At 59.7% G+C, this 12,935-nt stretch carries 7 protein-coding genes; 6 read left to right on the top strand and 1 reads right to left on the bottom strand.

The window, feature by feature from the left end:
* Nucleotides 1-44: 44 nt before the first annotated feature.
* The 5 genes from pdhR (at nucleotide 45) to ACTG2J_RS19010 (ending at nucleotide 8,221) form a co-directional block, all read left to right on the top strand.
* Entirely contained in the window at nucleotides 45-809 is a 765-nt protein-coding gene (gene pdhR / locus ACTG2J_RS19030; RefSeq protein ID WP_005336127.1) for a pyruvate dehydrogenase complex transcriptional repressor PdhR, read from the top strand.
* 79 nt (nucleotides 810-888) lie between these two features.
* On the top strand, nucleotides 889-3,549 hold the full coding sequence (gene aceE / locus ACTG2J_RS19025; RefSeq protein WP_100652552.1) for a pyruvate dehydrogenase (acetyl-transferring), homodimeric type: 2,661 nt from the start codon (nucleotides 889-891) through the stop codon (nucleotides 3,547-3,549).
* A gap of 119 nt (nucleotides 3,550-3,668) precedes the next feature.
* Nucleotides 3,669-5,558 (top strand): pyruvate dehydrogenase complex dihydrolipoyllysine-residue acetyltransferase, encoded by a 1,890-nt coding sequence (gene aceF / locus ACTG2J_RS19020; protein ID WP_439997782.1) that lies wholly within the window; start codon nucleotides 3,669-3,671, stop codon nucleotides 5,556-5,558.
* Nucleotides 5,559-5,706: 148 nt separating this feature from the next.
* Nucleotides 5,707-7,134 carry a dihydrolipoyl dehydrogenase gene (lpdA, locus tag ACTG2J_RS19015; RefSeq protein WP_005341659.1) on the top strand — a complete coding sequence of 476 codons (1,428 nt, stop codon included), beginning with the start codon at nucleotides 5,707-5,709 and terminating at the stop codon, nucleotides 7,132-7,134.
* A 124-nt stretch (nucleotides 7,135-7,258) separates the two neighbouring features.
* Nucleotides 7,259-8,221 (top strand): sensor domain-containing diguanylate cyclase, encoded by a 963-nt coding sequence (locus ACTG2J_RS19010; protein ID WP_201990567.1) that lies wholly within the window; start codon nucleotides 7,259-7,261, stop codon nucleotides 8,219-8,221.
* An 84-nt stretch (nucleotides 8,222-8,305) separates the two neighbouring features.
* Here ACTG2J_RS19010 and ACTG2J_RS19005 read toward each other — a convergent pair whose 3' ends face one another.
* Nucleotides 8,306-10,216: a methyl-accepting chemotaxis protein gene (locus ACTG2J_RS19005; RefSeq protein WP_439997781.1), complete on the bottom strand. Its 1,911-nt coding sequence runs from the start codon at nucleotides 10,214-10,216 to the stop codon at nucleotides 8,306-8,308.
* A gap of 234 nt (nucleotides 10,217-10,450) precedes the next feature.
* Between ACTG2J_RS19005 and ACTG2J_RS19000 the strand changes: the two genes are divergently transcribed.
* Nucleotides 10,451-12,712, top strand: coding sequence for a patatin-like phospholipase family protein (locus ACTG2J_RS19000; protein ID WP_263718066.1), 2,262 nt, complete (start codon nucleotides 10,451-10,453; stop codon nucleotides 12,710-12,712).
* Nucleotides 12,713-12,935: the final 223 nt, after the last annotated feature.

Below are 12,935 nucleotides of genomic sequence, written 5' to 3'. Positions count from 1 at the left end.
CCCCATCCATAAAATTGGTAATACCAATTTAACAAAGTAGCCTCATGCCCTATCGCAAGATTACGCAACCCAAGTTGGCCGACTCCATTGTCGCCGAGCTGGAACAGATGATTCTGGAAGGCAGCCTGCAGCCGGGGCAGAAATTGCCTCCCGAGCGGGAACTCGCCATCCAGTTTCAGGTATCGCGCCCCTCCTTGCGCGAAGCCATCCAGCGACTGGAAGCGCGCGGATTGCTTTATCGCCGTCAGGGCGGCGGCACTTATGTGCAGAATGCCCTGAGCAAGGGGATCGCCGATCCTCTGTTCGAACTGCTCAGTACCCACCCGGAAGCCCAGTATGACCTGCTGGAGTTTCGCCACGCGCTGGAAGGCATCTGTGCCTACTACGCGGCTTTGCGGGGAACCGGGTCTGATTTCGAGCGCATTCGTCAGGTGCAAACCACCATCGAAGAGGCGGGCCAGCTGGGCTCGCTGGTGGCCGAATCGGCAGCCGTGACCCAGTTCTATCTGGCGGTGGCCGAGGCGTCCCACAACGTGGTGCTGCTGCACCTGCTGCGGGCCATGAGCCCGATGCTCGAACAGAACATTCTGCAGAATAACGAGATTTTGAATCGCCGCCCGGGAGTGGTAGCCAAGATACGTCGCCATCGCGCGAATCTGATCGAGGCTATTCTTTCGGGGGCTCCGGAGCGGGCCAGAACAGCTTGTCATGAGCATCTGGCCTTTATCGAGGACACCTTGTTGGATATGCAGAGGGAAGACAGCCGGATCCAGCGATCCATGCGTCGGATCCGTCAGCAGGAAAACTAATCCCACAAGGCTCTATTGTCGAATGCTTGCGCCCTTCGCCGTGCAATGCCGTGCAATCACAACAACATAGGAACCAGCCATGTCTGATATCCTGAAGAACGATGTGGACCCGATAGAAACGCTGGAGTGGCTTGCCTCTCTGGAATCCCTGCTGCGTGAAGAGGGTCCGCAACGCGCTCAGTTCATCCTTGAACAGTTGGCCGAGAAAGCCCGCGTAAGCGGTGTGGACGTGGCTGCCAAGGCAAATCGCGATTACATCAACACCATCCCGTCCAGCGACGAGCCGGACTACCCGGGTGACCTGGAGATGGAACGCCGCATTCGCGCCATCATCCGCTGGAACGCCATGATGATCGTGCTGCGCGCGTCCAAGAAAGACCTGGACCTGGGTGGTCACATGTCTTCCTTCGCTTCTTCTGCGACCATCTATGATGTCTGCTTCAACCACTTCTTCCGTGCTCGCAACGAGAAGGATGGTGGCGATCTGGTTTACTTCCAGGGTCATATCTCCCCGGGCATCTATGCTCGCGCCTTTGCTGAAGGTCGTCTGACCGAAGAGCAGCTGGACAACTTCCGTCAGGAAGTGGACGGCAAGGGTATCCCTTCCTATCCGCACCCGAAACTGATGCCGGACTTCTGGCAGTTCCCGACCGTCTCCATGGGTCTGGGCCCCATCGCCGCCATCTATCAGGCTCGCTTCCTGAAGTACCTGACCGACCGTGGTATCAAGGATTGCTCCGAGCAGACCGTTTACGCCTTCCTGGGTGATGGCGAGATGGACGAGCCGGAAGCCAAGGGTGCCCTGACCGTTGCCGTGCGTGAAAAGCTCGACAACCTGGTATTCGTGGTCAACTGCAACCTGCAGCGTCTGGATGGTCCGGTTGTCGGTAACGGCAAGGTCATCAACGAGCTGGAAGGCCTGTTTGCTGGCGCCGGTTGGGATGTGACCAAGGTGATCTGGGGTCGCAAGTGGGATGAGCTGCTGAAGAAAGACACTTCCGGCAAGCTGATCCAGCTGATGAACGAGACCGTGGACGGTGACTACCAGACCATGAAGTCCCGCGACGGTGGCTACATCCGCGAGCACTTCTTCAACCGTTATCCGGAAACTGCCGCGCTGGTCAAAGACATGACCGACGAGGAGATCTTCGCCCTGAACCGCGGTGGTCACGATCCTCGCAAACTGTTCGCCGCGTTCAACAAGGCGACCCAGACCAAGGGCAAGCCGACCGTTATTCTGGCCAAGACCATCAAGGGTTACGGCATGGGTGAAGCGGCCGAAGGCAAGAACATCGCTCACCAGGTCAAGAAGATGGAGCTGGACTCCGTGCGTCACCTGCGTGACCGCTTCAACCTGCCGGTGGCCGACGAGCAGCTGGCCGATCTGCCTTACCTGAAGATCGAAGCCGGTTCTGCCGAGCACAAATACCTGCACGACCGTCGCACTGCCCTGAAAGGCTATGTGCCGACCCGTCTGCGCGAAAGCACCACCAAGCTGGAAATCCCGGCACTGGATGCCTTCGGCCCGCTGCTGGGTGAGCAGGCGCGCGAAATCTCCACCACCATGGCGTTCGTGCGTTCCCTGAACGTGATGCTGAAAGACAAGTCCATCGGCAAGCGCATCGTTCCGATCCTGGCTGACGAAGCCCGTACCTTCGGTATGGAAGGTCTGTTCCGCCAGATCGGTATCTACAGCCCGCACGGTCAGCAGTACACCCCGCAAGACCGCGACATCGTCTCCTACTACAAGGAAGACAAGCAGGGTCAGGTTCTGCAAGACGGTATCAACGAGCTGGGCGCGATGTCCTCCTGGCTGGCTGCTGCGACCTCTTACAGCACCAACGATTGCCCGATGATCCCGTTCTACATCTACTACTCCATGTTCGGCTTCCAGCGGATCGGCGACATGGCGTGGGCAGCCGGTGACCAGCAAGCCCGTGGCTTCCTGCTGGGTGCAACCTCCGGTCGCACTACCCTGAACGGCGAAGGTCTGCAGCACGAAGATGGTCACAGCCACATCCTGGCGAACACCATCCCGAACTGCATCTCCTACGACCCGTCCTACGCCTATGAAGTGGCGGTGATCGTACAGGACGGCCTGCGCCGCATGTACGGTGAGAACCCAGAGAACGTGTTCTACTACATCACCACCCTGAACGAGAACTACGCCATGCCGGCCATGCCGGAAGGCGCCGAGGAAGGCATCCGCAAGGGTATCTACAAGCTGGAATCCGTAGCCGGTGCCAAGGCGAAAGTTCAGCTGCTGGGTTGTGGTTCCATCCTGGGTCACGTGCGCAAGGCTGCCCAGATCCTGGCCAGCGAGTACGGCATCGGTTCCGATGTGTTCAGCGTCACCTCCTTCAACGAGCTGGCCCGTGACGGTCAGGACGCGGATCGCTGGAACATGCTGCACCCGACTAGCGATGCTCGCGTACCGTACATCGCTCAGGTACTGGGTTCCGAAGCCACCATCGCTGCGACCGACTACATGAAGTCCTTCGCCGATCAGGTTCGCGCCTTCGTGCCGACCGAGAACTACCGCGTGCTGGGTACCGACGGTTACGGCCGTTCCGACAGCCGTGCCAACCTGCGTCGTCACTTCGAAGTGAACGAGTTCTACGTGGTGGTTGCTGCTCTGACCGAACTGGCCAAGCGCGGCGAGGTAGACAAGCAGGTTGTGGCCGACGCCATCGCCAAGTACGGCATCGATGCCGACAAGGTCAACCCGCTGTACGCGTAAGTGGATCAAGGGGCGCGCCGTATGACGGCGCGACCCTGCCAGGATTTAAAACGGTTAACGCGAGATGTGCGTGGCGGCATCAGCCAGTCACGCGGATCGACGCAAGAGGATAAAGCACAATGTCCAAACAGATTATGGTGCCGGATATCGGCGCCGATGAAGTTGAAGTCACCGAGATCATGGTGGCCGTGGGTGACAAGGTCGAGCTTGACCAGTCCATCATCGCGGTAGAAGGCGACAAGGCCTCCATGGAAGTACCGGCCCCGTCTGCCGGTATCGTTAAAGAGATCCTAATCAAGGTAGGCGACAAGGTTGCCACCGGTTCCCAGATCATGATCTTCGAAGCCGAAGGCGCTGCTGCTCCTGCAGAAGTGGCCGCTCCTGTTGCAGCTGCTCCGGCCGCCGCACCTGCCGCAGCCGTGCGCAAAGATGTGCACGTACCGGACATCGGTGACGACGAAGTGGACGTGATTGAAATCATGGTTGCCGTGGGCGACATGGTAGAAGCTGACCAGTCCATCATTGCCGTGGAAGGTGACAAGGCCTCCATGGAAGTACCGGCACCGTTCGCAGGCCGCGTAGTCGAGATCAAGGTTGCCGCTGGCGCCAAGGTCTCTACCGGCTCTCTGGTGATGGTATTTGAAGTGGCTGGCGCTGCGCCTGCTGCCGTTGCTGCTCCGGCCCAAGCTGCCGCGCCGGTGGCTGCTGCCCCGGTTGCCGCTGCGGCCAAAGAGGTCAACGTACCGGATATCGGTGGCGACGAAGTGGAAGTCACCGAGATCATGGTTGCTGTGGGTGACAAGGTTGAAGCTGACCAGTCCCTGATCGCCGTGGAAGGTGACAAGGCCTCCATGGAAGTGCCTGCGCCGTTCGCCGGTGTGGTCAAAGAGATCAAGGTGAAGGCGGGTGACAAGGTCTCCACCGGTTCCCTGATCATGGTCTTCGAAGTGGCTGGCGCTGCTCCTGCTGCCGCGCCGGTTGCTCAAGCTGCCGCTCCGGTCGCTGCAGCCCCTGTTGCCGCAGCTCCGGCACCGGTTGCCCAGGCTGCTGCCGCTGCGACCGATTTCGTTGCCAACGACGCTTATGTACACGCCTCTCCGGCAGTACGCCGTCTGGCGCGCGAGTTTGGCGTCAACCTGGCCAAGGTGAAAGCCTCCGGTCGCAAGGGCCGCATCGTCAAAGAAGACGTACAAGCCTACGTGAAGGATGCCATCAAGCGTGCCGAGTCCGCTCCTGCCTCTACCGGCGTAGCCGGTGGCAACGGTCTGGGCGTACTGCCGTGGCCGAAGGTAGACTTCAGCAAGTTTGGTGATGTGGAAGAGGTCGAGCTGACCCGCATCCAGAAGATCTCCGGTCCGAACCTGCACCGCAACTGGGTCATGATCCCTCATGTCACCCAGTTCGACGAAGCCGATACCACCGAGCTGGAAGCGTTCCGCAAAGAGCAGAACGCGATGCTCGAGAAGCAGACGGCAGACGTGAAGATCACCCCGCTGGTGTTCATCCTGAAAGCCGCCGCCAAGGCGCTGGAAGCTCACCCGCGCTTCTGCAGCTCCCTGTCCGAAGATGGCAGCAAGCTGATCATGAAGAAGTACATCCACATCGGTGTGGCGGTAGATACCCCCAACGGTCTGGTTGTGCCCGTGGTGCGCGATGTGAACAAGAAGGGCATCATGGAGCTGTCTCGCGACCTGGCCGAGATCTCCAAGAAGGCCCGTGCCGGCAAGCTGACCGCTGCCGACATGCAGGGCGGTTGCTTCACCATCTCCAGCCTGGGTGGCATCGGCGGTACCAGCTTTACCCCGATCGTCAACGCGCCGGAAGTGGCCATCCTCGGTGTTTCCAAGTCCGAGATGAAGCCGAAGTGGAACGGTAAAGAGTTCGCGCCGCGCCTGATGCTGCCGCTGGCTCTGAGCTACGACCACCGCGTGATCGATGGTGCTGATGGGGCTCGCTTCATCACCACCATGAACGGCGTGCTGTCCGACATTCGTCGACTGGTCCTGTAAGTGAGAGGGCGGGCCCAGAGCCTGCCCTTTTTACTTCTCATTTCATTAACATGATCGTAAACTTGCCCCGTTTTTTTCACGGCTGCAGCCACCCGTTTCGGTATAAGACTGCGCTGTCCGGGGATATAAGAACGACAAAGAGGTCATGATGAGTAAAGAAATCAAAACCCAGGTCGTAGTACTGGGTGCTGGCCCTGCCGGTTATTCCGCTGCTTTCCGTGCAGCCGATCTGGGTCTGGATACTATTATCGTCGAGCGTTACTCCACCCTGGGTGGCGTCTGCCTGAACGTGGGCTGCATCCCCTCCAAGGCGCTGCTGCACGTTGCCAAAGTGATTGAAGAAGCCAAGGCGCTGGCCGAGCACGGCATCGTCTTCGGTGCACCGCAGACCGACATCGACAAGATCCGTCTGTGGAAAGAGAAGGTTATCAACCAGCTGACCGGCGGTCTGGCTGGCATGGCCAAGATGCGTAAAGTTCAGGTTGTTAACGGCTTGGGTAAATTTACCGGCCCGAACACGCTCGAAGTGACCGGGGAAGACGGCAAGACTACCGTGACCTTCGACAACGCCATCATCGCGGCCGGTTCCCGTCCGGTGAAACTGCCGTTCATCCCGCACGATGATCCCCGCGTATGGGACTCTACCGATGCGCTGGAGCTGAAAACCGTTCCCGGTAAACTGCTGGTTATCGGTGGCGGCATCATCGGTCTGGAGATGGGTACCGTTTACTCCTCTCTGGGTTCCGAGATCGATGTGGTGGAATTTGCCGACCAGCTGGTTCCGGCTGCCGACAAAGACATCGTCAAGATCTATACCAAGCGCGTCGCCAAGAAATTCAACATCATGCTGGAGACCAAGGTCACCGCAGTTGAAGCTCGCGAAGACGGCCTGTACGTCTCCTATGAAGGCAAGCACGCTCCGGCCGAGCCGGTTCGTTACGACAACGTGCTGGTTGCCGTAGGCCGTGTGCCGAACGGCAAGATGCTGGATGCCGAGAAGGCAGGCGTTGCTGTGACCGAGCGTGGTTTCATCGAGGTGGACAAGCAGCTGCGTACCAACGTGGCTCACATCCACGCCATCGGTGACATCGTTGGCCAGCCGATGCTGGCACACAAAGGTGTTCACGAAGGTCACGTTGCCGCCGAAGTGATCGCCGGCAAGAAGCACTACTTCGACCCGAAAGTGATCCCGTCCATCGCCTACACCGAGCCAGAGATGGCATGGGTTGGTCTGACCGAGAAGGAAGCCAAGCAACAGGGCCTGAACTTCGAAGTCGCTACCTTCCCGTGGGCTGCTTCCGGTCGCGCCATCGCGTCCGACTGTTCCGACGGTATGACCAAGCTGATCTTCGACAAGGAGAGCGGCCGCGTCATCGGTGGTGCCATCGTGGGTACCAACGGTGGTGAGTTGCTGGGTGAAATCGGTTTGGCCATCGAGATGGGGGCGGACGCCGAAGATATCGCGCTGACCATCCATGCTCACCCGACTCTGCACGAGTCCGTGGGGCTGGCTGCCGAAGTGTTCGAAGGCTCCATCACCGACCTGCCGAACGCCAAGGCCAAGAAGAAAAAGTAATTTTCTTCCCCGCTTGTCTAAAAAGCCGCTCGAATGAGCGGCTTTTTGTTTTCTCCTTGCTGCCCCGACTTCAGCAAAGCCCAATATGCTAAAGATAGGTTTTGGCACTGATGAGAGAGGCACGATGCTAGAAGCACCCATTCCACCCGATGAGGCATTGCGGCTGGAGACCCTGCGGCGGCTCTCTTTGCTGGATTCCGAGGCCGAGGAGCGGTTTGACCGGCTGACCCGCATGGCCCGACGGGTGTTCAATGTCCCCATCGCGCTGGTGAGTCTGGTGGATGAAGATCGCCAGTGGTTCAAATCCTGTATCGGACTGGAGGTCCGTGAGACTGCTCGGGACATTTCGTTCTGTGGCCACGCCATCATGGGCAATGAGACCTTTATCGTGCCGGATGCTTCGCAGGATCCCCGCTTTGCCGACAATCCGCTGGTGGTGGGTGGGCCCGGCATCCGCTTCTATGCCGGACAGCCACTGCGGATCGCCAACGGCTGCAAACTGGGGACGCTCTGCATCATCGATACGGTGCCGCGGGAATTGAGCGATGAGGATGTGGGGTTGCTCAAGGATCTGGCGGCGATGGTGGTGCGGGAGCTCGAAGCAGTGCAGCTGGCCACCATTGATGAGTTGACCCTGATCTCCAATCGGCGCGGGTTCGTGATGCTGGCGGAGAAGAGCCTCTCGCTGGCCAGTCGCTTGCAGATGCCGCTGGCGCTGCTCTATCTGGATCTCAATGGCTTCAAGGTGATCAATGATCGGTGGGGGCATGCAGAAGGGGATCGGGCCCTGATCGCCTTTGCCACTCTGCTAAAGCAGGCTTTTCGTGGCGCCGACGTGTTTGCCCGCATGGGCGGCGATGAGTTCGCCGTCCTGTTGCCCAATGTGATGGAGGCGCAGGCGCAACTGGCCTATGAGCGTTTCAATGCCATGTTGGCCGAGCACAATCAACACAGTGGTTGCGGTTATGCGCTGACCTGCAGCACCGGAATTGTCTGCTATGACGGGCGCGGTTGTGCCTCTCTGGCCGAGCTGCTCACCCGCGCGGATGAGCTGATGTATCAGCGCAAACGGGATGGCAAGGGCTGACAGCTATGCCGGATTAGCCGCCACCAAAACAACAGAGAGCGCCACGGCGCTCTCTGTTGTTGATGGCTCAGGTCAAGGTCGGGGTCAGAGCCTGAAGTTGCCGACCAGCTTGTCCAGCTGACCGGAGAGCTGCTGCAGGCTGCGGCTCGATTCGGTCAGCTGGTGGGCGATGTCGGCGGTCTCCATGGTGAGCTGGTTGATATCCTCCACGTTGCGGTTGATCTCGCCGACCACGCTGGACTGCTCCTCGGTGGCGGTGGCGACCTGGATGTTCATGTCGTTGATCTGGGTGATGTGGGCGGTGATCTGGCCGAGGGCGGCGTTGGCCTCATCGGCCTGGCTCACCACCTCCAGACTCTGGTTACGCCCCTGCGCCATGGCGCTGACGGCGCGGGCACTCTGCTCCTGCAAGCGGTTGATCATTCCCTGGATCTCGGCGGTCGAGGCGGCGGAGCGGTTGGCCAGATTGCGCACTTCATCTGCCACCACGGCGAAACCGCGACCCTGTTCACCGGCGCGAGCGGCCTCGATGGCGGCGTTCAATGCCAGCAGGTTGGTCTGCTCCGAGATGCTGCGGATGGTTTCGAGGATGCTGCCGATGGAGTCGGTCTGGCTCGCCAGCGACTCGATAACCCCTGCCACCTGCTCAATCTCGCCGGAGAGGTCGACGATGCCGTGGCGCGCCTGCGCCACCACTACTGCCCCTGCATCGGCCTGATCGTTGGCCTGTCTGGCTACTTCGGCTGCCAGCGAAGCGTTACCGGCGATCTCGCTCACCGTGGCCCCCATTTCGTGGATAGCGGTGGCCACCTGCACGGTGCGGTCACGCTGGGCAGTACAGTTATGCTGGGTCAGCTGCGCCTTGCTGGCCACCTCGTTGGCGGTGGCCGCGAGCTGGCGGGAGTTCTCCGCCACCTGCTCGATGGAGCCGTGGATCTTGGCGACGAAGTTGTTGAAACCGGTGGCGACCTGACTCAGCTCGTCACGTCCTTCCACTTTCAGGCGCTGGGTAAGATCCCCATCGCCGCTGCCCAGCTCCTTGAACAGGCGGGCCAGCTCGTTGAGCGGGCGGCTGACCGAGCCTGCCAGCAGCATCCCTATCAGCCCCATGGCGAGCGCAATCACCAGCGAGATCATCAGGATCTCGTTGCGGGTCTGATCCAGCTCGGCATAGATCTCGGCTTCTGGCGCCTGGGCCACCAGATACCAGTCGAGCAGCGGGATATAGCTGCTGGCCAGTACCATGGGCTCGCCGTTTACCTCGGCGTTGATGACGGCAAAGGGGCGTTTGGCCAGCAGGCTGCCGGTATCACCACTGGCAATGTTGCCAAGCGTGTCACGCTCGATGCGGTTGGCCTCGGGGTGCAGCTTCACCTTGCCGCTGCCATCGACCATAAAGACGATGCCGCTCTCTTCCAGCCGGAAGTTGGAGACCATGGTCACCATGGTGTCGAGGGATTTGGCAAAGCCCGCCAGCCCACGCCCGTTGAGCTGCTGGAAGTTGACGAACAGCTTCACCTCGCCGTTGCTCTCGCGGAAGATGCTGAGGGTCATCTCCTTCTGGCTCTTGGTGTAGTCATAGAACCAAGCATCTTGCGTGGGGGTCAGGTTGCGCAGAAAGCCATCCTGGTTGTAGTAGGCTGCGGTCTGGCGATCGGCGAAGGAGGCGGTCACCAGACCATACTGGTTGGCCACATCCTTGAGCTGGTTGATGGGTATTGGCTCCTGCTCTTTGGGCATGCCCCGATCCACCCAGTCGAGGATGAAGCGGTCGGTGGCCAGTTGGCGGGCGGCCTGGGCGATGCCGTGGAGATCCTGTTCAATCTCCTTGCTGATCCGCTGGGTCAGGTTGGGGAGCTCCTGCTCGAACATCCGGTTTTCGATCAGTTGCTGGGCCGAGCGTTGACTGAAGTAGCCTACCAGCAGGCAGGAGACGACCACGGCCAGGGTGACCGTGGCCAGTATTTTCTGTTTAAGAGTGAGGGTTGCCAGCATAAAGGTGCTCAAAAGGTTGAGATTGACGACGCTCATATTAGCGGCAGCGCGGCGCTACCCATGAGGCTTGCAGCCCTTTATTTGCGGATTACGTTTGCGCTCACAGGGGTGGCGGCTTGCCCCGTCGGCATGCTGCACAGGCGGGATGCGGATTGACGGTTGCGCTAACTGCCGGGCCCCTTATAGTAGAGGCCATCCTTGGTGACTGACCCTCTGAATAATATGGAAAATATGATGCGCAGCTTAGGTGCGGGATGGACCCGTCTGCTTTTGGTGATGCTGGCGGCCTGCCCGCTGCTGGCTGTGGCGGCACAGGGGGAGCGCCCGAAGATTGCGGTGGTGCTCAGTGGCGGCGGCGCCAAGGGATCGGCCCATATCGGCATCCTCAAGGTGCTGGAGCAGAAACGGATTCCGGTCGACATCATAGTCGGTACCAGTATGGGCTCTTATGTGGCGGGGATGTATGCCATGGGGCTCAGTGCCGAGGAGGTGGAGCGCACCACTTTGGCCATCGACTGGAACAAGGGGTATCAGGACAAGGTGGGCCGTGACGAGCTGTCGCTGCGCAAAAAGCAGCAGAACGAGCAGTATCAACTGCGCACCGACATCGGGGTGAATGGCGACACCACCCAGTTGCCGGACGGTTTCTTCCAGGGCCAATCCATGGCCAGCCTGCTGCGGGGTGCCACCTCCAACCTGCCGGTGCAGGAGAGCTTCGATGATCTCCCCATTCCCTACCGCGCCATGGCGACCGACATGGAGACGGTCACCCCCTTTGTGCTGGATCACGGCAGCCTGGCCAAGGCGATGCAGGCCTCCATGTCCATTCCCGGTGCCCTCAAGCCGGTGGAGTGGGAGGGGCACATCCTGGCGGACGGCGGCAGCGTCAACAACATGCCGGTGGATGTCGCCAAGGCGATGGGGGCCGACGTGGTGATCGCGGTGGATATCGGTGCCAAGCTGCGTACCCGGGAGTCCCTCAAGTCAGGGTTGGCGATGATCGACCAGCTCACCACCTACATGACCCAGGTGGGCACCGACAAGCAGAAGGCGCTGATGGGACCGAAGGATATTTTGATCGCCCCCGAGTTTGGCGATATGGGGATCGCCGACTTTGCCCGGATGCCGGAGGGGATCAAGATCGGTGAGACGGCCGCTGACAAGGTGTCGCTGCAACTCGATAAGCTGTCGCTCACCAAGGCGCAGTACAACGCCTATCGCAACCAGAAGCTGAGCCGCCGTGCCGAGCGTAGCGGTCAGCCTGCCTACTTCATCGATAAGGTGGAGATCATCAACAAGTCGCGCCTCTCCGACGAGACGGTGCGCGCCATGCTGAAAGTGCGGCCGGACAAGGTACAGACCAACGAGAGTCTGGAAGCGGGCATTCGCCGCCTCTACGCGCTGGAGTCGTTCGATCGCATCACCTACGAGGTGGAGGAGCGTGACGGGGAGAACGTGCTGCTGGTGGATGCCAGCGAGAAGAACTGGGGGCCGGGCTACCTCAACTTCCAGTTCGGTTTCACCGATGACTTCGAGAACACCTCCAACTACAACGTCGGCATGTCCTATACCCTCACCAATGTCAACGAGTGGGGTGCCGAGTGGCTGACCGAGGCGTCGCTGGGCACGGCCAAACATATCAAGACCGACTTCTATACCCCGCTCGAACCCTCCCAGACCTTCTATGGTGAGGCGAGCCTGGCCTATGACCAGACCCTGCGCCGCCTGTTTTTCCCCAATCCGGATCCCGAGGCGGTTTCGATAAGCTATCTCGACTCCGAATACTCCTTCTTTAGCGGCGATCTGGCGGTGGGCTGGAACCGCCAGCCCTGGAGCCGGTTGTCGATGGGGCTGGAGGGACAACTGGGTACGATTGATGTGAAGAACTTCAAGGGGCTGGAGATGGATGCCACGGCGTGGGGCCCCTATGTCCGCTTTGAACACGACAATCTGGATAGCCGCTATTTCCCCTATCAGGGGATGAAATGGGACATGAAACTGGGCCATTCCCACGTCAGTGTGGATGGGCTCGAGTCGGCAGATGGCCGCAGTGAAGGCTGGAATTATCAGCTCTCGATGATCAAGCCCTGGTCATGGGACAGGCACAGCCTCAACCTGATCCTCGAAGGGGGCGGCTCGGGCAGTGAAGAGGTGGTGCCGCTGCATATTCAGGATCTGGGCGGGCTGTTCCGCCTCTCCGGTTTCCAGCGCTACCAGCTGAGCGGTCGCTATAGCCTGTTTGGTGGCCTGCGCTACATCTATCGGGTGGCAGACAATGACTTCGGTGCCCTCAAGATGCCGCTCTATCTGGGTGGATCTCTGGAGCAGGGCGGGGTCTGGAACAAGGGGGAGGATATCAGTCTGGAGAGCTCCTTCACCGCCGGTTCGCTTTATGTCGGGGTGGAGAGCTTCCTCGGCCCTGTGTTCCTCGGCTACGGCATGGCGGAGGGGGGCAATGACGTCTTCTATCTGCAATTGGGCAGTACGTTCGAATAATGCCGAAATGATGCCAATTTGTTAACTCTGGTTGAGGGCGTTCAATTAATTTTCAAAAAACACCAGCCTGTTTAATTGGTTACGATTTTATGGTGAATAAGTAAACAGGGTTTGGATTTTAATTAGTCGTTAAAACTTATATAGTGGGGAGCACCCTACGGGGTGTCCCGCAAGGACGATCGCCGCGAGCGTGGGCGAACCCCAAAAAAAGACCAAAGAGGAA

This window comes from Aeromonas sp. 6P (assembly GCF_051919525.1).
GTDB lineage: Bacteria > Pseudomonadota > Gammaproteobacteria > Enterobacterales > Aeromonadaceae > Aeromonas > Aeromonas veronii.
Note: the sequence above shows the minus strand (reverse complement) of the source record. Positions and strands in the feature narration are given on the sequence as shown.

Excerpts from the sequence above, each read along its gene's own strand:
- aceF (WP_439997782.1), top strand. The coding sequence starts at position 3,669 with ATGTCCAAACAGATTATGGTGCCGGATATCGGCGCCGATGAAGTTGAA.
- ACTG2J_RS19000 (WP_263718066.1), top strand. The coding sequence starts at position 10,451 with ATGCGCAGCTTAGGTGCGGGATGGACCCGTCTGCTTTTGGTGATGCTG.
- ACTG2J_RS19010 (WP_201990567.1), top strand. The coding sequence starts at position 7,259 with ATGCTAGAAGCACCCATTCCACCCGATGAGGCATTGCGGCTGGAGACC.
- lpdA (WP_005341659.1), top strand. The coding sequence starts at position 5,707 with ATGAGTAAAGAAATCAAAACCCAGGTCGTAGTACTGGGTGCTGGCCCT.
- aceE (WP_100652552.1), top strand. The coding sequence starts at position 889 with ATGTCTGATATCCTGAAGAACGATGTGGACCCGATAGAAACGCTGGAG.
- ACTG2J_RS19005 (WP_439997781.1), bottom strand. The coding sequence starts at position 10,216 with ATGCTGGCAACCCTCACTCTTAAACAGAAAATACTGGCCACGGTCACC.
- pdhR (WP_005336127.1), top strand. The coding sequence starts at position 45 with ATGCCCTATCGCAAGATTACGCAACCCAAGTTGGCCGACTCCATTGTC.